This window comes from Pseudoalteromonas sp. S3178, from assembly GCF_005886985.1.
GTDB classification, from domain to species: domain Bacteria; phylum Pseudomonadota; class Gammaproteobacteria; order Enterobacterales; family Alteromonadaceae; genus Pseudoalteromonas; species Pseudoalteromonas carrageenovora.
On the sequence record NZ_PNCW01000003.1, the window covers coordinates 1 to 21,356 of the forward strand.

Sequence of the window (21,356 nt, forward strand, 5' to 3'; positions counted from 1 at the left end):
TAGGCAGAACCCGAAGGGCAGTGCATGTTTGGCATTTATGCTGCGTTATCGCCTATTAATGGGGAATAACCACACTTCATAGGCTCCGCCTTGCCTAAAAACCAAACATGCTGCTGCAAATTCAACCATCACAGATCAACACGCCCTAATAAGCAGCCCTTTTTTATTAAATTTTGAACAGTTACAATTTTTTTCTGGCTTTTTAAGCTCAGATTGATACATTAATCCGGTTAATAGCCAGTATTTATATGCCATGTCAGTATCTTTAAAGTCTTTTTATAAAAAATTATTCCCAGCTAGACAGCTGCTTATTCGCCAAAACGGCGAAGTTAAGCACGTTGTTTTAGCCTCTTGGTTACAACTTTTCGTAGTAATTCTACTTTTAGCGACTATTGCCTGGGTTAGCATTTCAAGTTTTCGTGTTTATACGCAAACGAACCAAATTTCTAACATAGAAAAAAATCAATTAAGTAAACAAACTCTTTGGCAGCAAAAAGCCAGTGAGCAACAAGCCTTACATGCAAAACAATTAGAACAACTCGCAGTGCTTGAGCAAAAACAAGCGCTACTGCAAAGCATGATTGAATCGCTCCCCGCTTCAATTAGTAAAGAAACAATTAAAATTGATGATGAGCTTCAGTCGCCAATTAACGATGATAAAGGTGAGTTTCATGAGCCTTTAATTGATGAAGAACAAAAAAATAAGCATGCAAATTTAATAACTCCCATTACGTTTGCAGCACGTGCTCAGCAATTAACACAACATTACGAAAACAATTTTGCGCTACTTGATAGCGAAATAGATAAACGCCACAGTGCTATTTTAGCCATGCTAAAAGGCGCAGGCCTTGAGTCTGCTTTAGAGCAACACTTAACATTAAGTGCAAAAACAGCTGCACAAGGTGGTCCACTGGATTTATTTGATGAAGCTAAAATTCCTACGCAATTTTTAGCGATTGCCGATAAGCTATTATTATTAAATAACCTAGAAAACTTTTTAACTGAGTTACCAAACTCATTACCTTTAGATGCCGCTAAATACTACATCTCAAGTAATTTTGGACTTCGTAAAGATCCAATGAACAGCCGCCGAGCATTTCATAAAGGGGTTGATTTAGCAGGTTGGCACAAAACAAAAATATTTGCTCCTGCGGACGCTGTAGTCCTTCGTGCTGGCCGAAACGGCGGTTATGGTAACTTTATAGAGCTTGAGCACAAAAATGGCTTAGTGACTCGCTTTGGGCACTTAAATAAAGTTAAAGTTAAAAAAGGCCAAACCATTGCTAAAAATGATGTTATTGGTTTAATGGGTAGCACTGGCAGAAGTACAAGCACGCACTTACACTATGAAGTACTAATTGATGGCAAGCACGTCAATCCTCTAAAAATAACAAAGGCGCTTTCTCTTGTTCGGTAAAAAAAAGCAAAACACAAATAACACTAGCTTAAAAAGAGTTAACCATACACCTTCAATTATATCTGAAGACGTGCGCTTAACTGGCACTTTAACAAGCCAAGGTGAAGTTCAGCTAGATGGCCGTATTGACGGCGATATTAAAGCTGAACATTTAGTTATTGGTTCAACAGGGGTTGTTGAAGGCATAGTTGAAGCTAAAAGTGTCATTGTCAAAGGTAAAATTATTGGCTCACTTAACGCAAGCGAAGTTAAAATTCAAAGTAGTGCTCACGTACACGGTGATGTATTTCACGATACGCTAAGCATTGACGCTGGCGCTATTATTGAGGGCAGCTTAAAGCAGCGGTTTGAAAAAGAAGAACCCGAATTAATTAGTAATGATTCAAAACCTGCAAAAGAAGTAAAGGCATTACTTGATGATAGCGATAGCGACTTGTCGTTTGTTAATAAACAAGCCGCAGACAAAACTAAGTAAAGTTAAGCGCTACTTTTTTTCAGTAATATACATTGTAATATCTGCAGTGAACACCAGTTCATTGCGGGTATTGTAAAGCTTAACCGGCACAATCAAATCTTCTTTATCTACCCACACATGCGGTAAATCAATATCGGCAATTGCTGTCACATCAGTATCTACTTTCGCTAAATATTGAACGGTCATCCCTTTTGGGATCCAGCGATGAGTTTTTACAGGTACAGTTGCATCAACCATTACGCCTGCACACAATTCAGCTAAGTTACACTGTGCAATAGCGTGAATAGTACCAATATGATTGTGTACGCTGCGACGATTTTTTACTACAGCGCTACAGTGTCCCTCTTTTAAATCGAGTATGTACGGTTTCATTGAGCCAAAATAAGGCGCCTTAAAGCATACCGCTTTACTAAACAACCAATTCCCACATGGCAGGCTTTTAAATTTTTGCCATGTTTTTAAAAGTGCGGATTTATTACTCATTATTATTTCCAAACATTTATATATTTTTCAAAATTAACACATCAGACCAGTTTAAAAAAGATAATTGAAGAGTCTATTTGTAGCTAATTAAGTAAAAAATACGAATGACGACGTATGCAGGGGTCATAAGCCCTTTCTTTTTTATGGGTGGACACCTAAAATACCCAGCAAAAGGAGACTCAATGCAAACACGCCCAGCTAAACCCAATTTAGTATTACTGCTCATTTTAGCGCTACTCGTTATTTTTTGCCCAATGGCAATCGATATTTACCTACCTGCCTTTCCTACTATCGCAGAGCAATTTGCTGTATCAGAGCAACAAGTACAACAAACCGTCGCTATTTTTATGTTAACCGTGGGTTTAGGGCAGCTAATTGCAGGTCCACTTGCTGATAAATTTGGCCGAAAACCTGTCGCTATAGTTGGGGTTAGCCTTTATGCGGGTTCGGCATTACTCGCCTACTTTGCTCCTTCGTTTGAAATTTTAATGGTTGCACGTGCGCTACAGGGCTTAGGGGCGTGTGCCACATTTGTTGTTGCATTCGCTATTGTACGCGATAAATATGGCAGCGAACGCAGCGGGCAAATGATCACCTATTTAAATGGTATTGTATGCTTTATACCCGCTATGGCCCCTATTTTAGGTGCGTGGCTAACCGTGCAATTTGGTTGGCGAATGAACTTTATGTTTTTAACTGCTTTTGCCATTGTAGGTTTACTCGTTACTTTACTGTTTTTTAGAGAGACGCGCCCTGCCGATAGCCATTACCAAGGTCATATTTTAGATTTACGTCGTTTTAAACCTATTATCAAAACGCCCGTGTTTTTGTTCAATAGTTTACTGTGCATGGTCGCTATGTCAGCCATATTGGTTTATGTAACACTCGCCCCGGGCTGGATCATTACTTATTTAGGTGGCACCGTTGCCGACTTTACTTTTTGGTTTACTTTAAATGCGGTACTGAGCATAGTGGCAAGTTTTATAACGCCTATGTACATAAAACGTAATAGCCAACGGGCTTTGCGTTTAGGGGTAAGCCTATTGGTTTTTTCTGGTATTTTAATGCTTGCCTTAAGCCATATAGAAACAGCTTTTGCTCTTATGTTACCCATTTTAATTTCAGCTTTAGGTTTTGCGTTAAGTTTGGGATCAGCAGCAGGTATGGCACTTTCAAGCTTTCCTAAGCAAGCTGGTACAGCGTCTGCATTACTTGGGGCAATGCAAATGAGTGGAGCAAGTATGCTGGTATTTTTAACTCAATACTTAGGGTTAAGTACACCTTGGCTCATTGCATTTCATTTATTGCTGCTAGCACCGCTGTGGCTTATTTTAATGAGTAAAAAAGCTCATACGTTACACCCTGCTAAAACATGATTAATCCCGATTTTTTAGTTTCTTTTTTATTGGCTAGCTTTTTAATGGCTGTCGCACCAGGGCCATCAAATGCATTTTTGATGGCACAAACTTTTGCCAATGGCAGAGCGGCCGGTATGCAAAGTGCTTTTGGTTTTGCTTTAGGTGGGGTTGTACATACCTTTTTTGCCGTGATTGGTTTAAGCGCAGTGCTAAAAGCCTCAGCCACGGCCTATAGCGCGGTGCAATATGCTGGTGCTGCTTACTTATGTTATTTAGGGTTTATGATGATCAAAGGCACATTAATGCGCCCTACTTCCACAACCGACTGCGCTGGCGAAGAAAAACCACACATTAGTACAAGTAAAAAATCTAACGTGATGTTTCAGGCCATGATGACCGAAGTGTTAAACCCTAAAGTTGCATTGTTTTTTATTGCGTTTATACCCCAATTTGTAGATCCAACTTTATCATCAGCTACTTTTCAACTCGCTTTTTTTGGTTTGCTCTATCCTATTTTTGCTTTTCCGATTGACTGCACGTATATTTATTTTGGCGATAAAATTGCCCAGTTTTTTAGGAATCATCCAAACAGTCAGCTTTGGATTGATAGAGTCACCGGTATAGTGTTTATTGCGCTTGCCATAAATTTATTATATTAATTACAAATAATTAGTATTGCTTAACTAATAATAAGATGCAGCATGGAACAAAAAACACAGTCGTTACCAGCAAATAAAAATATTGCCTTAGTTGCCCATGACGGTAAAAAAGCCGCACTAAAACTATGGTGCGAAAAGCACAAAAATGCTCTTAGCAAACACACTCTTTATGGCACAGGTACTACAGGACATTTAATTGAAAAAACCACCGGGCTTGATGTAATTCAGTTATTAAGCGGCCCAATGGGTGGCGATCAACAGTTAGGTGCAAAAATTGCTGAGCATGAAATTCATGTGTTAGTGTTTTTTTGGGACCCATTAGCTTCTCAGCCTCATGATCCTGATGTTAAAGCATTGCTGCGTTTAGCGGCTGTTTGGAATATTCCGGTGGCGTGTAATGAAGTAAGTGCAGATATGCTATTAAGTTCACCACTTATGGATACTGAACTTGAGCGTACATTGCCAGATTACGAAAAATACCTCGCAACCCGACAAATCAGTCTTTAAATACTCTTTTAAGCTACTTATAAAGCATGCTGGCCCATTTAGTTAGGCCGGCTGTAACACTACCAAAGTGATCCCCGTTCACCATTTTTATATCACCTAAGTGTTCGCTCAGCGCCGCTTTAATTAAAGGCGATTGTGCACTGCCACCTGTTAAATAAATAACATCTGGTGTTGTTGCTGCATCAGTAATTGCTTGTTTTGCTAACGTTACTATTTGGCTAATACTACTTTGCACCGCAACAGCTAAATCGTTTACCAATAAATTTTTATTAAGGCCATTATCTAAAAAGCTTAGATCACAATCAAAAGCACCTGCCGATGAAAGCGCTATTTTAGCCGCCTCACCCTGCTGTACAAGTTGATGCCCCTGCTTGTTTTGCTGTAAATGCATTAAACGCTTGTAAAGCTCTGGTGCACTTACATCACGTAATTGGGCGCTTAATTCTCGGTAATGATTTTCGCTATAAAATTGGCTTTGTAAATTTACATCATTAATTTTACACGCTTGCCAAAATGGTTGATTAGGCAAAGGGAGGCCCGATTTAAACGTACTACCTAAACCAAGTAACGGCATTAAACCATGAAAGCTCAGCGCTATATCTAAATCGTTTCCGCCAATGCGTTTACCGCTGTGAGCTAAAAAGTCGCTATCGCGCTCACTATTACCTCTAAAACTAGGCCCCATTTGTACAAACGAGCAATCGCTTGTACCGCCGCCTATATCAATAACTAATACCTTTTGATCTTGGTTCAAATCACTTTCGTAATCGATCCCGGCAGCCAGTGGCTCATATAAAAACTCAACATCTATAAAGCCTGCGCGTTTTGCTGCTCGCTCTAAAATACCTATAGCTTGCTGGTTCGATTGCTCACCGCCAACAGCCTGAAAATTAACAGGACGCCCAATAACAGTTTGAGTAAGCGTTTTATTGAGTGAGAGCTCTGCACGCTGTTTAATTTTTAAAATCATTGCGGTTGCAATGTCTTCAAAAAAGTTAATTTGACCTTGTTTAAGGCCCGTTGCGCCAAAAAATGACTTAGGAGACTTAACAAAATAGCCTTCCTCAGGAAACTGTACATACTCACTAATGGCTTCACGGCCAATAAAAAGCGTTTCGTCCGAAGGTTGTAAATCAAGATCTGATTTAATGCGTGGGAGTGTATTTAATAATGCCTGACGCTGCGTTAAAAAGTCCTGCTCATGGGCTGTACCATGTAAGTGCTTAGCAACAAAATCAACAACCAAAGCGCTGTGATGAGTGTAAAGCGTAGAAGGTAAGTAATGTTTTCCTTGCTCTAACGGTACTAATTGAACCTGTCCTTCGTCCATAACACCCATAGCACAATTAGAACTACCGTAATCAAAACCTACAAACATACTTCACCACACATTACCAAAAAGGCCGCGCAATTTAGCACACTTTGTAATAATTATAAATGTTATAAAGGTTCTCTTACCCTTAAAAAGCTCGCAAAGCGCGGTAAACCATTTTTTGTTAGCCCATGGTATCGGTACGTCACTGTACTGCCTATTAAAGGCGGATTTTTACGCTGCACATCGCTAAAACCAGTACCTATTTTAAATTCTTGTCCGTCCGATGTTTTCACTCTTATGGCACCAAGCATACCTTGATACTTTCCTTTACCAGATAAATGCTCAATTACAACTGCTTCAGCGTCTAGGTAAGGCTTTAACTTTAATAGCGCATCAGAGCGTCCGCTTTTATACTTAGCACTTGCAAGATGAAGCATAACCCCTTCTGCACCTTGTGTGGTTAGGTCTTTAAAATAGCTAGTTAATAATTGAAGGCTATTAAAGCTATATTGTTTAACCGCTTTAATATGAGGTAAATTAAGCTTCTCAACTAATTGACTGTAATTTTGATAGCGAGTGCTAAAAGGAATGCTCGGATCTGGCATATCAAATACTTGATACACAACGCTCTGCCAGTCGTGGTTATTAGGTATTTTGGTTCTTACGATACCGCTGACTAGTGCAAATTTATTTCGTGCTATCCACAGCTCTCCATCAAGCCATGTTGGCGGAAGCGGTTCTATAAACCAAGCTGGCGCATTTATGGCATTCCCTTTACGGGTAATTAGTTTATCGCCCGTCCATATAGCTCTTACACCGTCAAACTTTTCACTGACTAGGTAATTTTCAATATTGCCATGTTTAGACTCGTCATATACTTTTGCTAAAAGCACATCTGGCTGAAGCGCATAAATAGCGTGTGTAAACACAACACTTAATAAAATTAAAAGGTACTTTATAAAAGCCATTACTGCATCCCTGCAAAGTAAATTAGGCTTAAACTATAGTTGAGATTGCACCCACTGCCAAAACTCACCTAAATTTTTCATGCGATAAGTCGCTTTGCTAAAGTCATGATCAACCGTATGGTGATTTGCAATCGCAACAACATGAACGTGTGCATTATTTGCAGCGCATACACCGGTAAAGGTATCTTCAACAGCAATCGCATGCTCTGGCGCTACATCAATATGTTTAAGCGCTAAAAGGTAAGGATCCCCTGCGGGTTTAGGGTTGATCACATCATCTTTAGTAACCACAGTATCAAATAGCTCATAAAAGCCCAGCCCGTTTAATATAGGCATGGCTTCGCTGCGCGCACTGCCCGTAACCAATGCCATTTTTAAACCGCTTTCTTTAACAGCTTTTAGTGTTTGCTCAGCAAAAGGCATAATAGGAGGTAAATTACTTTTTACGTACTCGCCAAATAAACGGTACTTTTCGTCTGCTAAAAACTGTGCACTTACTGATAAGTTGTGCTCGTTTTTAATATCAATAGCGGCCTCAAGCGTTGGTCGCCCTGAAAATCGCTGGCAAAACTCTACTTCGTTATAACTCACCCCAAAAGAGGCTAATAACTGGCTCCAACACACAAAATGCATGCTTTCTGAATCTACTAATGTGCCATCCATATCAAATAATATTGCGTTTAAGCTCATCCTCACTCCTTAAATTTTAGCGTTAAAAAAGGCGCCTAGGCGCCTTTTTTGTATTACTGTGTTAAGCCTGCTGGCGGCTCAGCAAATGCTTCTTCACCGGTTTCAATATCAACTAGCTCGTAACCACGAGTTTTGCGTACAACTTTAAGTACAGGCTTTTCAAACGCTGTGTTTAAACGCATTGAATCATCTTTTAACTCATCAAGCGTTGTACCAAAAGGTGCCGCACCTGTCTCAGACCAGTTAGTCACTTTACCGTTTAGGTTATATTCTACTTCGTGTATTTGATATTGCGCTGCTTCGTCTTTCGTTGCTTCACAAAAAATTACACGATAATTCCAAAATCCAGCCATTTTTTTATCTCTTTAAATTAATTAACGCTACTTTACCAGCTTTATAAAAACATAAAAGCCTGCACAAGGCAGGCTTTTAAAAATTAATATAATTTAAGGTTATCTTTAGAAGAAGTTAACTTTAAATTCAGCGCCAATGTAACGCTCTTCATTAACAATACCTGTATTGTTATTAAAGTCTATTGCACCAATTACTTGTTGCTCATCAAATAAGTTACGAACAAAAGCAGATACTTGGTACTCGTAGTCACCTTCAGCCCACTCATAACCTGCACGTAAACCTACTTCTGTTAATGCTTTACCTTCAAACTCAACAGACTCATATAAGAACATGTTAATTTCGCTACGGTAAGAAATATCACCTAATGCAAAGAAATTACCATCAGCAAGCTCTTTGTTGTAACGAAGCGTAAAGTTAGAAATCCACTCAGGAGCGTGCGGTAAGCTATTGCCATCAAGTACAGCTAAGCCAGCGTCATTAATTGGGTCAGTAACTGTACATTGAAAACAAGCAGACACTGCTAAATCATTATCTTTAATTTCAGTTTTGTTGTAGCTTAAGTTAAATGTTGCATTAAACTCATCGCTTAGCACCCACTCAGTATCTAGCTCAAAACCATAACCTGTTGTTTTATCTGCATTAACTAAGCGGTTAAAGTTAGCGCCACCGCCTACAGCTGTAAGCTGTTGGTCATCCATTGTGTAGTAAAATACAGTTGCATTTACACGACCTTGACCGTCAAGTACGTCTGATTTAATACCTGTTTCAAATGAAGTCACTGTTTCTGAATCAGCTGTTGTTACGTCATCACCAAACAAAATACGACCCTGTAAGCTAGGCGCACGGAATGTATTTGCAACACGGCTGTACCAGTTTACATCTTCGTTTACTTTGTAGTTTGCAGATAAGTCCCAGCTAACATGACTGTCGCTAACACTGCGCTCTACGTATAAAGCGCCACCGCCAATTGGGCTAATTGTACGATCTGCTACAAAATCTTTTTCATCGTCAGAATAACGCAGACCTGCCGTTACTTTTAACTTATCTGAAAAAATATAATCGGCAGAGCCGAAAATAGCCCATGCTGTTGTATCTTGTTGCTGTTGAACGTAACCGTTTAGAGCACCGTTATCAGGAGTACTGTAATTGAAGTTTTCAATCGTTAACTCTTCATCGAAGTAAAAAAGACCTACTTGGTAGTTGAAATCTCCGCTGAAGTTACTCGCAAGGCGAAGTTCTTGGGTTAATTGGTCTTGCTCAGGGATACCATCAGCACTTTCAGATTCGTAAGGAACAAAGCCTGGGCCGTTGTCAGTACCACAAAAACCACAACCGTAACCACCGTCGATGTCTCCACGTGAGTAAATTTCTGCACTTTCCCAACCTGAGATCGAGGTAATAGTGTACTCATCGCTAATATCCCACTCAAGCTTTAAGCTTGCGCCTTCAGATTCAACTTGTTGAGTATTGCGTACTGCCGCATCTTGATAAACAACATCGTGTTCGTAGTTGTCTACTAAATCATTAGAGCCTGCTTCAATAACGTTTGCACGAAACGCAATTGGTGAGCCGTCTAAATCACGGGTGTGGTAGTTTAATAATGCAGTAAAGTCATCGCCTTCGTATAAAAACTGAATACGCGCTGCTTTTTCTGTGTAGCCGCCCTGCTCGTCTTTAGCTTCAAAACCTGGCGCTTGGTTATCAATGTAATCGTCTTTGTCTTGCCATAGTAGTGAAACACGTGCAGATAAACGATCTGTTAATGCGCCACCTACAGCACCCTCTGTATCTACAGCGCCACGGCTACCGTAAGAAACAGCACCGTAACCTTCAAATTCTTGACTAGGTTTAGCAGTATCAAATTTAACAAGGCCAGCCGGCGTGTTACGGCCAAACAATGTACCTTGAGGACCACGTAATACTTCTACGCGTTCTACATCAAATACCGGGAAACCTTTTAAAATAGCATTTTCTTGAACTACTTCATCAACAACTAATGAAACTGGTTGTGAAGCATTCAAATCGAAATCGGTATTACCCAGACCACGAACATAAAAACGAGGGAAAGAACGTCCAAACGAAGATTCGATTGAAAGACTTGGAATTTTCGCACTCATAAAGCGAATATCCATACCTGCTGAGCTATATGCATCTAAGTTATCGCCTTGTAATGCAGATACTGCTACAGGTACTTCTTGCGCATTTTCTACACGTTTACGAGCGGTAACTTGGATAACTTCTAGTTGATTACTTTTTTTAGCGGTATCTTCTTCAGCAGCGAAAGCCGAAACGGATGTGCCAGCAGCAGATAATAGAGCAGCATTAATAATGGTCGCTATTGCAGTTTTTTTTAATGATTTCATGTCGGGTATTAACCTTTTGTATGCACTCTTGTTCAACGGTTTTTTGTGTTGCGCAATGTATTTTCATTGCGGGCTCGTACAATTTTTCGCGTCTTGCTATATGGCGCGCGGACCTCATCACCGAGAGTACAAAAACGGAGTAACAAGGCTGAACGAACGATTAATATTATACCATTGTGTAATAATATTACTGCATAAATATGTGTAAAATTAGAAACTTTTTTGCAACATTTAACTACAAAAACATGCGTTTTTATCTGTTTTTAGATGTAAAAACCTAATAATGAGGACATATGTCCTTTATTGAAGATCGCGAAGTAAAGTAGGTAAAATGGATTACTTTACATATTAACCCAAAATAGAAACATCGTAATTACTCATAAAAAAAGTCACCCGCAGGCGACTTTTTTATCAAAACTACGACCTTTTAAAAGCAATTTCGCCGTCTATATGAATATCACGCTGTGGAAACGCAATTACAACATTGTGCTTTTCAAATACGTCATAAAGGCTAAAGCGGATATCGCTGCGTACCTTTCTAAGCATGGTTTCAGACTCAGCACAAACCCAAAAAATGGCGTTAAATACTAAAGAGCTATCGGCAAAGTCATCAAACATTACCGATGACTTTGGATTAGCTAAAATAGCGTCATGATCATCAAGCACTTGTTGAATAAGCTTTTTAACAAGCACTACATCTGAGCCATAGGCAACACCTACGCTTACCGACGAGCGTGCATTACCATCTATTAGCGTCCAATTAGTTACTGTGTTCTCTAAAAGCTGAGAGTTAGGTATAAGCATATGTACACCATCGTTTCGGCGAATACGTGTAGAGCGCGTATTAATAGTTTCAACTACGCCTTTTGCGTTCCCCACTTCTAAAAAATCACCAATGCGAATTGGGCGCTCCCACATTAGTATCCAACCGCTGATAAAGTTATTAATAATATTTTGTGCACCAAAACCTACACCAATAGCAATTGCACCGGATACAAAAGCAAATGCCGTCAGCGGGATACTGAGTACTTCAAGCGATGTAAAAATTAAAATAGCGATACTTAAAATAAAGTAAATACGAGTAAACAAATGCACTGCGTCTTGGCTTATTTTTTTAGCGAGTAATGTTTTTTTAATAAGCTTGCCAATACGTGTGACTACAAACCACATAGCAAACAATATAAGTGGCACTTGAATTACTTTTGCTACCGTAATATTCACATCGTTGTAAGTGAATATTACAAAGGCTAAGTATTGATTAATTTGTTCGAGGGTCATAAGTGTTCCCAATATCTTTTTTGTTTGTTATTTGTTCACTAAAAATCAGTGTGGTTCAGTTTTCGCTAAGCTTAGCACGGCATAATATAACTAAAACGCCAAGTTAATAAGTTCAATATGAATTTTATGAACAATTTATTAACTCTTTATTGCACCGAGTGCTATATAAATAGTGTACAAGCACTGGAGATCACATATGACACAACTTACCTTAAATCAAAGACTCGCTACTTTGCAGCCGCAGGTAGATTTAAAATTGTTTGAAAGCAGCCTAGATTACCGAAATAAAGTTTTGTGTTTGCTGGCCGAACAAGAGCAAACTCTAGCAACTATTAATAAAGAGTTTGGACAGCAATCTAATAGCTTTGGCTCAGAAAGAAAATTTGTTCTTGGTTATAATTAACCGCCTTCAAAACACACAATCGTATGATTAAGTAGCTCTTACGTTTAATTTTAGAGCTACTTTTACCTACCTTAATACTAATTATTAGCTAATTTGCGTTCAAATCCCGCTTAATACCGATAAACTTTATTGTATAAACCCCCAAATTTGATAAGTTAACTAGGTTTTTCGACTCGCAAAGCCTATTTCGGCTAATCTTTTTATGGAGTTATTATGCGTAAAACCCTGATCGCCACTACTATTGCTAGTGCCCTAATCCTATCGGCTTGTTCTTCTAACGAACCTCAAGACATGGCAAAAGAGAGCGCAGCACAAGTGCAAGACATGAACGCAAACAATGTTTTATTCAAACCAAGCCCATTGCAGTACATGGCACCAGAGTTTGATAAGTTTGGTACAAAAGACTACGAAGCCGGCTTTGACGCTGGTATTGCTCAGCATACTGCACAAGTACAAGCTATTGCCAACAACCCAGCTCCTGCAACTTTTAAAAATACATTAGTTGAAATGGAAATGTCTGGCGAGCTACTAAACCGTGTATCGGCTGCATTTTATAACCTTTCTGGTTTAATTTCAGATGATGAATACCAGCGTATAAGTAAAAAAATGGCGCCGGTTTTATCTGCTCACTCTGATGACATTTACTTAAATGGTGCATTATTTAAGCGCGTACAAACCATTTACGACAACAAAGACTCGCTTAACGCTGAAGATCAACGCCTTGTAGATTTTTACTACAAGCAATTTGTAAAAGCCGGCGCAAAGTTAAATGACGCTGAAAAAGCAAAAATGCGTGAAATCAACTCGCAACTTGCAGAGCTTTCGACTGCGTTTTCTCAAAACATTTTAAAATCGTTTAAAGAAGATGTAATTGTAGTTACAGATAAATCAAAACTTGCAGGCCTTTCAGAAGGTGAAATCGCAGGTCTTGCAGCTGCGGCTAAAAAAGCAGGCAAAGACGGCTACATGATCACTTTAGTGAACACGACACAGCAGCCAATTTTATCAAGCCTTGAAAACCGTGACTTGCGTGAGCAAATTTTTACTGCATCTGCTAATCGTGCAGCCGAGACAAACGGTCCAATTATTATTGAAGAAACTAACTTACGCGCTCAAAAAGCAGAACTACTAGGCTTTAAAGATTGGGCATCGTATGTAATGACTTCGCGTATGGCTCAAACAACTGATAACGTGTACGGCATTTTAGATGACCTAGCACCAAAAGCAGTTGAAAAAGCTAAAATTGAAGCCGCTTCAATTCAAAAAGTGATTAACGATTCTGGCGAAAGCTTTGAGCTTAAACCATGGGATTGGGCTTTTTATGCAGAAAAAGTACGTGCTGAAAAGTACGACCTAGATCCTGCGCTAGTTAAGCCATACTTTGAAATGAACTCTGTAATTCACGATGGTTTATTCTTTGCGATGAATAAACTTTACGGTATTACATTTAAAGAGCGTAAAGACCTTCCGGTTTATCACGAAGATGTAACAGCCTACGAAGTATTTAACGCTGACGGCAGTGCAATTGGTTTATTCTACATGGACCCATATGCACGTGAAGGTAAGCGTGGCGGTGCATGGATGAGTGCATACGTTAGCCAAAGTGGCTTAAAAGGCACTAAACCTGTAATTTACAACGCACAAAACATTCCAAAACCGGCGGCAGGCGAGCCAACGCTAATGACCTTCGATGAAGTGTCTACTATGTTCCATGAGTTTGGTCATGCGGCGCACGGTTTATTCTCAGACGTTAAATACCCAAGCCTAGCGGGTACAGCTACAGCACGTGACTTTGTTGAGTTTCCATCACAAGCAAACGAAGACTGGATGATTGAACCAACAGTACTTGCTAACTACGCTAAGCACTACAAAACAGGTGAGCCAATTCCAAAAGCATTACTTGATAAAGTACTCGCTTCGCAAAAATTCAACCAAGGTTTTGGTACCACTGAATATTTAGCCGCTGCTTTACTTGATATGGAATGGCACTCATTTGGTTCAGATAAGAAGATTACTGATGTACAAAAGTTTGAAAGCGATGCGCTAAAAGCACACGGTATTGATTACTACCCTGTACCACCGCGTTATAAGTCAAACTATTTTAGCCACACATTTGCAGGTGGTTATTCAGCAGGTTACTACGCATACCTTTGGACTGAAGTATTTGCAGCCGATGCATTTGCGCATATGGAAAACAATGGTGGTTTAACGCGTGAAAACGGTGACAACTTCCGTAAAGAAATCCTATCTAAAGGTAATAGCCGCGACTTAATGCAAAGCTACATTGAGTTTAGAGGTCAAAAGCCAACGACAGACGCGCTACTTAAGCGCCGTGGTTTAGTTGAGTAAATAACTTAGTTTATTAAGCTCACTTTTATAAAAGCCCGCTTGCGGGCTTTTATTGTTTATACCCTCACCTATAACAGATAAACTTAGCTCAATATTTTTTAAAAGATGATGGTTATGCAGTACTTATTTGCAGTCACTTTGCTTTGGGCGTTTTCGTTTAGTTTAATTGGTGTGTATTTAGCAGGCCAAGTTGACGCATGGTTTAGCGTTTTAATACGTATAGCGTTGGCAACACTTATTTTTTTACCTTTTTTAAAACTCAAAAATACCCCAAAACCCGTTGCACTTAAACTTATGCTAATAGGCGCGGTGCAGCTAGGCGTAATGTACAGTTTTTACTACCATTCGTTTTTATATTTAACCGTGCCAGAAGTACTGCTATTTACAGTAATGACGCCGCTTTACATTACACTTCTAAACGATGGCTTAAACAAACACTTTAACCCCCGCTTTTTTATAGTCGCCTTAATAGCCGTGCTAGGCGCTGTGGCTATTCGCTGGGAAAACCTAAATAGTAACTTCATTATGGGGCTGTTACTCGTTCAAGGCGCTAACCTTAGCTTTGCAACCGGGCAAGTTACGTACAAGCGCTTAATGGCAAATAATAAACTTGATGATAAAACCGTATTTGGCTGGTTTTTTATAGGCGCGCTTATTGTGGCTACAATGTGTTATGCGTTATTTGGTAATTCCAACAAATTACCAAGCACTTCTACCCAATGGGGCATACTTATTTACTTAGGTGTTATTGCATCGGGCCTTGGTTACTTTTTATGGAATAAAGGGGCAACCAAAGTAAACGTTGGTGCATTAGCGGTAATGAATAACCTGCTGATCCCAGCCGGAATTATAGTTAACGTACTCATTTGGAATAAAGATGCCGACATTATAAGGTTATCTATTGGTGGGGCTATTATGTTGGCAGCACTAATAATTAATCAAATAGGGTCAAATAAACAGAACGTCACATCAGTGTAGCTAATTTGTCATTAAATCTGGTTAGGGTTGAGGAAAATAACGTTAAGGAACAAACATGAAACATATCACCCTAATAATGAGCTCTTTAGCACTTGCGCTTCTAAGCGGTTGCGACGACGATGTAAAAGTAGTCGAAAAAGACGTTGTTGTTACCAATACCACAGTAGAAGTAATTGAAGTACCCACGCCTGTTATTGTTGAAGTGGCAAAAGGCGATGCGCCAGACATTCAGTTAGGCACTCGCGCCGATTATCTTATTGATGATATGGATGAGGGCGAATTAAAAACTAAATTAGAGTCGTGTAAAGATGGCCCCTTTTATAGAACTGACTTTTCTATTGGGCATCGCGGCGCCCCTATGCAATACCCAGAGCACACTAAAGAGTCTTATACTGCTGCCGCCCGAATGGGCGCGGGTGTTATTGAATGCGATGTAACATTTACAAGCGACAAAGAGCTAGTGTGTCGCCATTCACAATGCGATTTACACACCACCACTAATATTTTAGCTATGCCTGAACTTGCTGCTAAATGTAGCGTCCCTTTTACACCCGCGGACTCTGCCAATGGTATTGCCGCTTCAGCTAAATGTTGTACCAGTGATATAAGTTTAGCGGAGTTTTTAACGCTTGAAGGCAAAATGGATGGGGCTGATCCACAAGCCACTACTGTCGATGAATACATGCAAGGCACGCCCAGCTGGCGCACAGATTTATACGCCACAAGCGGTACTTTAATGACTCATAAGCAAAGTATTGAATTGTTTAAAGCGCTTGATGTAAAAATGACCCCAGAGCTTAAATCGCCGCAAATAAGTATGCCTTTTGATGGCATGACGCAGCAGCATTATGCGCAAAAAATGCTTGATGAGTACACCCAATTAGATGTACCGAGTAATCGTGTTTATCCGCAATCATTTAATCTTGATGATGTTAAATACTGGATAAATAACAACCCGAACTTTGCTAATCAAAGTGTTTATTTAGATGGGCGCGACAGCGAAGCGGGGTTTGATCCAAGTAATCCAGATACGTGGCAGCCAAGTATGGAAGAACTGGTTACCGATGGCGTTAAAATTTTAGCACCCCCTATTTGGATGATGTTAAGTATCGATAACAATAATGATATTGTGCCTTCTCAATATGCTATTGATGCAAAAGCCGCAGGCCTTGAACTTATAGCATGGAGCCTTGAGCGCTCAGGACCGCTTAACGAAGGCGGTGGTTATTACTATCAATCAATAGCGGATGTAATAGATAACGATGGCGATATGATGACAGTTGTTGATGTACTGGCACAAGATGTGGGCGTTATGGCTATATTTTCTGACTGGCCAGCAACGGTAAGTTATTACGCTAGTTGTAATAAAATGCCAGCAAGCATTTAAAAAACCAGTATCAGTAGTCGTTTATTTTTTTGCGCTCAGTTACCATAACCTTATTAATTATTTAACTGAGCGCTTTATGATAGTCCAACACCATAATACCGACCTAAACACACCCACTGGTTTAATGCGAACCACCGTTTACCGCCCACAAGCACAGGGCCAATACCCCGCTATTATCTTTTACTCAGAAATTTTTCAGCAAACAGCACCCATTGCTCGTAGCGCCGCTATTTTAGCAAGCCATGGTTTTGTTGTATTAGTACCTGAGGTATTTCATGAGCTAAACCCTATCGGCACTGTACTTGCCTACGACGATGCAGGTAAAGATAAAGGCAATGCCGATAAGTGGGAAAAGCCACTTGAGCACCACGATAGCGACACACAAGCGCTTATCGACTTTGTAAAACAGCAAGATTACTGTACAGGTACGCTAGGGGCTATGGGTGTATGTATTGGCGGGCATTTAGCTTACAGAGCCGCGATAAACCCACACATAAAAGCCGCATTTTGCTTATACGCAACCGATATTCACAGCGATACGTTACCAGCTCAAGCGGGAAATAGCTCATTTGAACGCATGGCCGATATTCAAGGTGAAATTCACTTTATTTGGGGTAAACAAGACCCACATGTACCAAAGGAAGGCCGTAGTAAAATTTATCAGCAATGTGTAGCTACGGGTATTAACTACCAATGGCAAGAAGTAAACGCGCAGCATGCCTTTATGCGTGATGAGGGCGAGCGCTACGATGCCGCACTTGCAATCACTATGTATCAGCAAGCTGTTGCGTTATTTAGCCGCATGCTTTAACACAAAGCCTTTTAAACGTTTTTCAGCATGCCCAACGCGGTGTGCTGTTTTACAAAATACGCTTTTAAGTAATCAATAAACAGCCTAAGCTTTTTAGAGCCAGCGGCCCCTGGCGGAAACACACCATAAAGCTCTATATCTTTACTTTTATAGTCATCAAGTATTATTTCTAGCAGCCCTGCTTGTACTTTAGGCCACGCGTCATAAAGCGGAATACGGCCAAGCCCGTGCCCTGCCTCTACAAATGCCGTACGAGCCGCCGCATTATTAGTGCTTAAGCCGCCTTGCATTGTAATGTCGTGTTTTTTGCCCTCTTTTTGAAGGGTTAATGTTTTACTGCCCAATTGATAAACGACCCATTTATGAGCAGCTAACGCCTGTGGAGTTTTAGGCTTACCAAAATATTCAAAATAATCTGGGGAGCCACATATGCAAGTGCTCATTGTGGTTAATTTAGTCGCTTGTAAGTTAGAGTCACTTAACGCAACACCACGTATGGCAAAATCAAAGCCATTTTTAATAATATCGACCACGTCATCGCTTAGCTGTAAGTCTATGTCAATTTTAGGGTATTGGCGTTTAAACGTATTAATCGCAGGCACTATTAATTGCATACCAACATTAACCGGGCAGCTAATTTTTAATAAGCCCTGCGGCTCACTTTTAATGTTTTCTATTTGCTGATTTGCCGCATTGGCTTGCTCTGTGATCACTCTACAGCGCTCGTAATAAGCGATGCCGGCTTCGGTTAACGCCATTGTGCGGGTTGAGCGGTTAAGCAATGTTACTTCTAACTGTGTTTCGAGTTTTTTTAAATGATAACTTGCCACAGCGCGTGTTAAACCTAACTGTTTAGCAGCGGCTGTCAAGCTGCCCTGCTCTACTATTTGTGCAAACACCACCATACTTTTAAGTTGCTCAAACGACACTTTCATAACAAAACCCAGCTTTTGCCTATTCAATGCCATTATTGTATCAATTAATAAACCAATAAAGTTAAATTTATCATCGTTGTTTAAAGCCTTTTAAGTGCATATAGTATTTACAACGCTTTGGTGAAAACCAAACATTAATTAATTTACTCAATAATCGAAGGAATATTGTCATGGCTAAAAAAATACTTATGGTACTTACGTCACATTCAGAGCTTGGTAACACAGGTGAAAAAACAGGTTTTTGGGTAGAAGAATTTGCAGCCCCTTACTACGCATTTGTAGATGCAGGCGCAGACGTAACACTTGCTTCACCTGCGGGCGGACAACCACCTATTGACCCGACAAGCACACTTGCTGATTTTGAAACAGATGCAACTAAACGCTACGATGCAGACAGCGCAGCACAAACTCTAATGGCAAATACTAAAGTGCTAAATGAAGTAAATGCGAGCGACTTTGACGCGGTATTTTACCCAGGCGGCCACGGCCCGCTTTGGGATTTAGTCGATAACACAGATTCAATTTCTCTTATCGAAGACTTTGTAAAATCACAAAAACCAGTGGCAGCGGTATGTCACGCTAGTGCAGCCTTTTTAAATGTTAAAGATGCAGACGGCAATGCCTTAGTTGCAGGTAAAAAAGTAACAGGCTTTACTAATTCAGAAGAAGCCGCAGTGCAGCTTACCGATATCGTGCCATTTTTAGTGGAAGATGAGCTAATCAAAAAAGGTGGCGATTATCAAAAAACTGACGATTGGGGTGTATTAGCGCTTGAAGATGGCTTAGTGATCACAGGTCAAAACCCTGCAAGCTCTGAACAAGCCGCTAAAAAATTATTAGCTAAACTTAGTTAATTAAACTTTAAAGAGCGGTAATCAGTACCGCTCTTATACTTTATAGCACAGGCATTAAATCGCTTTTAATAGCTAAACCTAACTCCTATACTGGTACAAAATAATTCCACTAGGACGTTTAAATGGCCGCTAAGCCTTCATCGTATTCACTTATTAGTAGTACACGCTTTGCAATATTCAGTATTGTATTTATTTGCTTAATATTACAGGTAATTAATAGTTTACCGGGTATTACATTAAATGGTTTAGGTATCTATCCGCGCAGCGTTCAAGGCTTAATTGGTATTTTATGCGCGCCGTTTTTACACGGCAGTTGGTGGCACTTTGCAAGTAACATGATCCCGTTTATTGTATTAAGTTTGCTAATTTGCCAATACAGCGTAAAACGCTTTTACAACGTGTTTATATTTACCGCACTAGTTGGTGGCCTTTTAGTTTGGGCTTTTGGCCGTAGTAGCTTTCATGTTGGTTTAAGCGGCGTTATATATGGTTTATGGGGTTTTATACTTTGCTACGGCGTAGTTAGGCGCTCATTCAAATCCATTATAATTGCAATAGCAGTTGCTGTGCTTTACAGCGGATTTATTTGGGGCGTATTACCACAGCGCTTTCATGTCTCGTTTGAAAGCCACTTATTTGGTGCATTAAGTGGGTTATTTTTAGGCTATAAGCTTGCAAAGTCAGATCGCTTAAAAGGCAGGTAAGGTCTTTTAATTATCCTTTTAGCCCTTACTTATTATTTATCAGTAAATAAATTAAATTAATTGAGGTTTATATGAGCAACGATAACGAATACACGCCAGCAAAAGTTTGGACGTGGGAAAGTGAAAGTGGCGGTAAATTTGCAAATATTAACCGCCCTATTGCAGGCGCAACTCATGACAAAAGCCTACCAATTGGTGAGCATGCATTTCAGCTTTATTCATTAGCAACACCCAATGGTCAAAAAGCAACAATCATGTTTGAAGAGCTTTTACAGCTTGGCTGCACCGATGCTGATTACGATGCATATTTAATTGATATTAGTGAAGGCGATCAGTTTGGTTCTGACTTCGTTGATATTAACCCTAATTCAAAAATTCCAGCATTAATGGATCATTCAACAACGCCCCCTACCCGTATTTTTGAATCAGGTTCAATACTTCAATACCTTGCAGAAAAATTTGATGTACTTATTCCAAAAGACTTCCAAGCTAAAACGCAGTGTCGCAACTGGCTATTTTGGCAAATGGGATCTGCACCCTATTTAGGTGGCGGATTTGGCCACTTTTATAGTTATGCGCCGAGTAAAATGCAATACCCTATTGACCGTTTTACAATGGAAGTTAAGCGCCAACTTGATGTACTAAACCGCCATTTAAGTGAAAACGAATACATGGCAGGCGATGAATACTCAATTGCCGACATTGCAATTTGGCCATGGTATGGCTCACTAGTACTAGGGGATCTTTACGATGCAGCCGAATTTTTAGATGTAGCTTCTTATACGCATGTTATGCGCTGGGCTAAGCAAGTATCGCAGCGTCCTGCTGTTAAGCGCGGACGCCGTGTAAACCGTGTTTGGGGGCCTGAAGAAGAACAAATGGCAGAGCGCCATAACGATAGCGATTTTTAAAAACTAAATCGTATAATCAACATTATTTAAAAGGCCCATAATAATTATTATGGGCCTTTTTACTACCTGCACTTTTTTCTTTTAAGCTCATAAACTATATTTATTTTTATACCAATAACTAACACCTTGCGAATAAATGTGTTTAATGCATTTTTAT

21 protein-coding genes are annotated in these 21,356 nt (G+C 39.9%); 13 read left to right on the plus strand and 8 right to left on the minus strand.

Annotated elements, in window-relative coordinates:
- The first annotated feature begins 253 nt into the window (after positions 1-253).
- Both CWC11_RS00260 and CWC11_RS00265 read left to right on the plus strand, forming a co-directional pair.
- The gene (locus tag CWC11_RS00260; RefSeq protein ID WP_138681116.1) at positions 254-1,417 is read left to right on the plus strand and encodes a M23 family metallopeptidase; all 1,164 of its coding nucleotides are present in this window, start codon (positions 254-256) and stop codon (positions 1,415-1,417) included.
- A complete protein-coding gene (locus CWC11_RS00265; protein WP_138681117.1) occupies positions 1,407-1,892 on the plus strand; it encodes a bactofilin family protein in 486 nt (161 codons plus the stop codon). Before CWC11_RS00260 ends, CWC11_RS00265 begins: the two co-directional genes overlap by 11 nt.
- A gap of 9 nt (positions 1,893-1,901) precedes the next feature.
- Here the strand turns inward: CWC11_RS00265 and CWC11_RS00270 are convergent, their stop codons facing one another.
- Positions 1,902-2,375 carry a hotdog fold domain-containing protein gene (locus tag CWC11_RS00270; protein ID WP_138681118.1) on the minus strand — a complete coding sequence of 158 codons (474 nt, stop codon included), beginning with the start codon at positions 2,373-2,375 and terminating at the stop codon, positions 1,902-1,904.
- A gap of 182 nt (positions 2,376-2,557) precedes the next feature.
- On the opposite strand from CWC11_RS00270, the gene CWC11_RS00275 reads away from it, so the two are divergent.
- From CWC11_RS00275 to CWC11_RS00285, 3 genes are read left to right on the plus strand one after another with little or no spacing between them, the layout of a single operon-like run.
- Positions 2,558-3,751: a multidrug effflux MFS transporter gene (locus CWC11_RS00275; RefSeq protein WP_131692378.1), complete on the plus strand. Its 1,194-nt coding sequence runs from the start codon at positions 2,558-2,560 to the stop codon at positions 3,749-3,751.
- On the plus strand, positions 3,748-4,392 hold the full coding sequence (locus CWC11_RS00280) for a LysE family translocator (RefSeq protein ID WP_138681119.1): 645 nt from the start codon (positions 3,748-3,750) through the stop codon (positions 4,390-4,392). The genes CWC11_RS00275 and CWC11_RS00280 overlap by 4 nt, the downstream gene beginning before the upstream one ends.
- Before the next feature lie 42 nt (positions 4,393-4,434).
- A complete protein-coding gene (locus CWC11_RS00285; RefSeq protein WP_058547341.1) occupies positions 4,435-4,899 on the plus strand; it encodes a methylglyoxal synthase in 465 nt (154 codons plus the stop codon).
- Between the two features lie 13 nt (positions 4,900-4,912).
- Here CWC11_RS00285 and yegD read toward each other — a convergent pair whose 3' ends face one another.
- The 6 genes from yegD to CWC11_RS00315 form a co-directional block, all read right to left on the minus strand.
- Entirely contained in the window at positions 4,913-6,277 is a 1,365-nt protein-coding gene (yegD, locus tag CWC11_RS00290; RefSeq protein WP_138681120.1) for a molecular chaperone, read from the minus strand.
- Positions 6,278-6,339: 62 nt separating this feature from the next.
- Positions 6,340-7,182, minus strand: coding sequence for a DNA ligase (locus tag CWC11_RS00295; RefSeq protein ID WP_138681121.1), 843 nt, complete (start codon positions 7,180-7,182; stop codon positions 6,340-6,342).
- A 33-nt stretch (positions 7,183-7,215) separates the two neighbouring features.
- Positions 7,216-7,872 (minus strand): HAD family hydrolase, encoded by a 657-nt coding sequence (locus CWC11_RS00300; protein ID WP_138681122.1) that lies wholly within the window; start codon positions 7,870-7,872, stop codon positions 7,216-7,218.
- 53 nt (positions 7,873-7,925) lie between these two features.
- On the minus strand, positions 7,926-8,225 hold the full coding sequence (locus CWC11_RS00305) for a hypothetical protein (RefSeq protein ID WP_058547337.1): 300 nt from the start codon (positions 8,223-8,225) through the stop codon (positions 7,926-7,928).
- Positions 8,226-8,330: 105 nt separating this feature from the next.
- The gene (locus CWC11_RS00310; RefSeq protein WP_138681123.1) at positions 8,331-10,589 is read right to left on the minus strand and encodes a TonB-dependent receptor; all 2,259 of its coding nucleotides are present in this window, start codon (positions 10,587-10,589) and stop codon (positions 8,331-8,333) included.
- 417 nt (positions 10,590-11,006) lie between these two features.
- A complete protein-coding gene (locus tag CWC11_RS00315; protein WP_138681124.1) occupies positions 11,007-11,867 on the minus strand; it encodes a mechanosensitive ion channel family protein in 861 nt (286 codons plus the stop codon).
- 196 nt (positions 11,868-12,063) lie between these two features.
- On the opposite strand from CWC11_RS00315, the gene CWC11_RS00320 reads away from it, so the two are divergent.
- The 5 genes from CWC11_RS00320 (at position 12,064) to CWC11_RS00340 (ending at position 17,795) form a co-directional block, all read left to right on the plus strand.
- On the plus strand, positions 12,064-12,270 hold the full coding sequence (locus tag CWC11_RS00320) for a hypothetical protein (protein WP_058547334.1): 207 nt from the start codon (positions 12,064-12,066) through the stop codon (positions 12,268-12,270).
- A gap of 213 nt (positions 12,271-12,483) precedes the next feature.
- Positions 12,484-14,619, plus strand: a complete 2,136-nt coding sequence (locus CWC11_RS00325) for a M3 family metallopeptidase (RefSeq protein WP_138681125.1) — start codon at positions 12,484-12,486, stop codon at positions 14,617-14,619.
- A 114-nt stretch (positions 14,620-14,733) separates the two neighbouring features.
- Positions 14,734-15,597 carry a carboxylate/amino acid/amine transporter gene (locus tag CWC11_RS00330; RefSeq protein ID WP_171038381.1) on the plus strand — a complete coding sequence of 288 codons (864 nt, stop codon included), beginning with the start codon at positions 14,734-14,736 and terminating at the stop codon, positions 15,595-15,597.
- A gap of 55 nt (positions 15,598-15,652) precedes the next feature.
- Positions 15,653-16,984: a glycerophosphodiester phosphodiesterase family protein gene (locus CWC11_RS00335; RefSeq protein ID WP_138681127.1), complete on the plus strand. Its 1,332-nt coding sequence runs from the start codon at positions 15,653-15,655 to the stop codon at positions 16,982-16,984.
- A gap of 76 nt (positions 16,985-17,060) precedes the next feature.
- Positions 17,061-17,795: a dienelactone hydrolase family protein gene (locus CWC11_RS00340; protein WP_138681128.1), complete on the plus strand. Its 735-nt coding sequence runs from the start codon at positions 17,061-17,063 to the stop codon at positions 17,793-17,795.
- Between the two features lie 11 nt (positions 17,796-17,806).
- Here the strand turns inward: CWC11_RS00340 and CWC11_RS00345 are convergent, their stop codons facing one another.
- Positions 17,807-18,730 carry a LysR family transcriptional regulator gene (locus CWC11_RS00345; RefSeq protein ID WP_138681145.1) on the minus strand — a complete coding sequence of 308 codons (924 nt, stop codon included), beginning with the start codon at positions 18,728-18,730 and terminating at the stop codon, positions 17,807-17,809.
- A 170-nt stretch (positions 18,731-18,900) separates the two neighbouring features.
- Between CWC11_RS00345 and CWC11_RS00350 the strand changes: the two genes are divergently transcribed.
- The 3 genes from CWC11_RS00350 to yghU all read left to right on the plus strand — a co-directional run bounded on the left by CWC11_RS00350 (position 18,901) and on the right by yghU (position 21,199).
- Positions 18,901-19,584, plus strand: coding sequence for a type 1 glutamine amidotransferase domain-containing protein (locus CWC11_RS00350; protein ID WP_138681129.1), 684 nt, complete (start codon positions 18,901-18,903; stop codon positions 19,582-19,584).
- Positions 19,585-19,706: 122 nt separating this feature from the next.
- Positions 19,707-20,288 (plus strand): rhomboid family intramembrane serine protease, encoded by a 582-nt coding sequence (locus CWC11_RS00355; protein WP_138681130.1) that lies wholly within the window; start codon positions 19,707-19,709, stop codon positions 20,286-20,288.
- A 71-nt stretch (positions 20,289-20,359) separates the two neighbouring features.
- Entirely contained in the window at positions 20,360-21,199 is an 840-nt protein-coding gene (yghU, locus tag CWC11_RS00360) for a glutathione-dependent disulfide-bond oxidoreductase (protein ID WP_138681131.1), read from the plus strand.
- The last annotated feature ends 157 nt before the right edge of the window (positions 21,200-21,356 follow it).

Excerpts from the sequence above, each read along its gene's own strand:
- CWC11_RS00260 (WP_138681116.1), top strand. The coding sequence starts at position 254 with ATGTCAGTATCTTTAAAGTCTTTTTATAAAAAATTATTCCCAGCTAGA.
- CWC11_RS00270 (WP_138681118.1), bottom strand. The coding sequence starts at position 2,375 with ATGAGTAATAAATCCGCACTTTTAAAAACATGGCAAAAATTTAAAAGC.
- CWC11_RS00275 (WP_131692378.1), top strand. The coding sequence starts at position 2,558 with ATGCAAACACGCCCAGCTAAACCCAATTTAGTATTACTGCTCATTTTA.
- CWC11_RS00280 (WP_138681119.1), top strand. The coding sequence starts at position 3,748 with ATGATTAATCCCGATTTTTTAGTTTCTTTTTTATTGGCTAGCTTTTTA.
- CWC11_RS00285 (WP_058547341.1), top strand. The coding sequence starts at position 4,435 with ATGGAACAAAAAACACAGTCGTTACCAGCAAATAAAAATATTGCCTTA.
- yegD (WP_138681120.1), bottom strand. The coding sequence starts at position 6,277 with ATGTTTGTAGGTTTTGATTACGGTAGTTCTAATTGTGCTATGGGTGTT.
- CWC11_RS00295 (WP_138681121.1), bottom strand. The coding sequence starts at position 7,182 with ATGGCTTTTATAAAGTACCTTTTAATTTTATTAAGTGTTGTGTTTACA.
- CWC11_RS00300 (WP_138681122.1), bottom strand. The coding sequence starts at position 7,872 with ATGAGCTTAAACGCAATATTATTTGATATGGATGGCACATTAGTAGAT.
- CWC11_RS00305 (WP_058547337.1), bottom strand. The coding sequence starts at position 8,225 with ATGGCTGGATTTTGGAATTATCGTGTAATTTTTTGTGAAGCAACGAAA.
- CWC11_RS00310 (WP_138681123.1), bottom strand. The coding sequence starts at position 10,589 with ATGAAATCATTAAAAAAAACTGCAATAGCGACCATTATTAATGCTGCT.
- CWC11_RS00315 (WP_138681124.1), bottom strand. The coding sequence starts at position 11,867 with ATGACCCTCGAACAAATTAATCAATACTTAGCCTTTGTAATATTCACT.
- CWC11_RS00320 (WP_058547334.1), top strand. The coding sequence starts at position 12,064 with ATGACACAACTTACCTTAAATCAAAGACTCGCTACTTTGCAGCCGCAG.
- CWC11_RS00325 (WP_138681125.1), top strand. The coding sequence starts at position 12,484 with ATGCGTAAAACCCTGATCGCCACTACTATTGCTAGTGCCCTAATCCTA.
- CWC11_RS00330 (WP_171038381.1), top strand. The coding sequence starts at position 14,734 with ATGCAGTACTTATTTGCAGTCACTTTGCTTTGGGCGTTTTCGTTTAGT.
- CWC11_RS00335 (WP_138681127.1), top strand. The coding sequence starts at position 15,653 with ATGAAACATATCACCCTAATAATGAGCTCTTTAGCACTTGCGCTTCTA.
- CWC11_RS00340 (WP_138681128.1), top strand. The coding sequence starts at position 17,061 with ATGATAGTCCAACACCATAATACCGACCTAAACACACCCACTGGTTTA.
- CWC11_RS00345 (WP_138681145.1), bottom strand. The coding sequence starts at position 18,730 with ATGAAAGTGTCGTTTGAGCAACTTAAAAGTATGGTGGTGTTTGCACAA.
- CWC11_RS00350 (WP_138681129.1), top strand. The coding sequence starts at position 18,901 with ATGGCTAAAAAAATACTTATGGTACTTACGTCACATTCAGAGCTTGGT.
- CWC11_RS00355 (WP_138681130.1), top strand. The coding sequence starts at position 19,707 with ATGGCCGCTAAGCCTTCATCGTATTCACTTATTAGTAGTACACGCTTT.
- yghU (WP_138681131.1), top strand. The coding sequence starts at position 20,360 with ATGAGCAACGATAACGAATACACGCCAGCAAAAGTTTGGACGTGGGAA.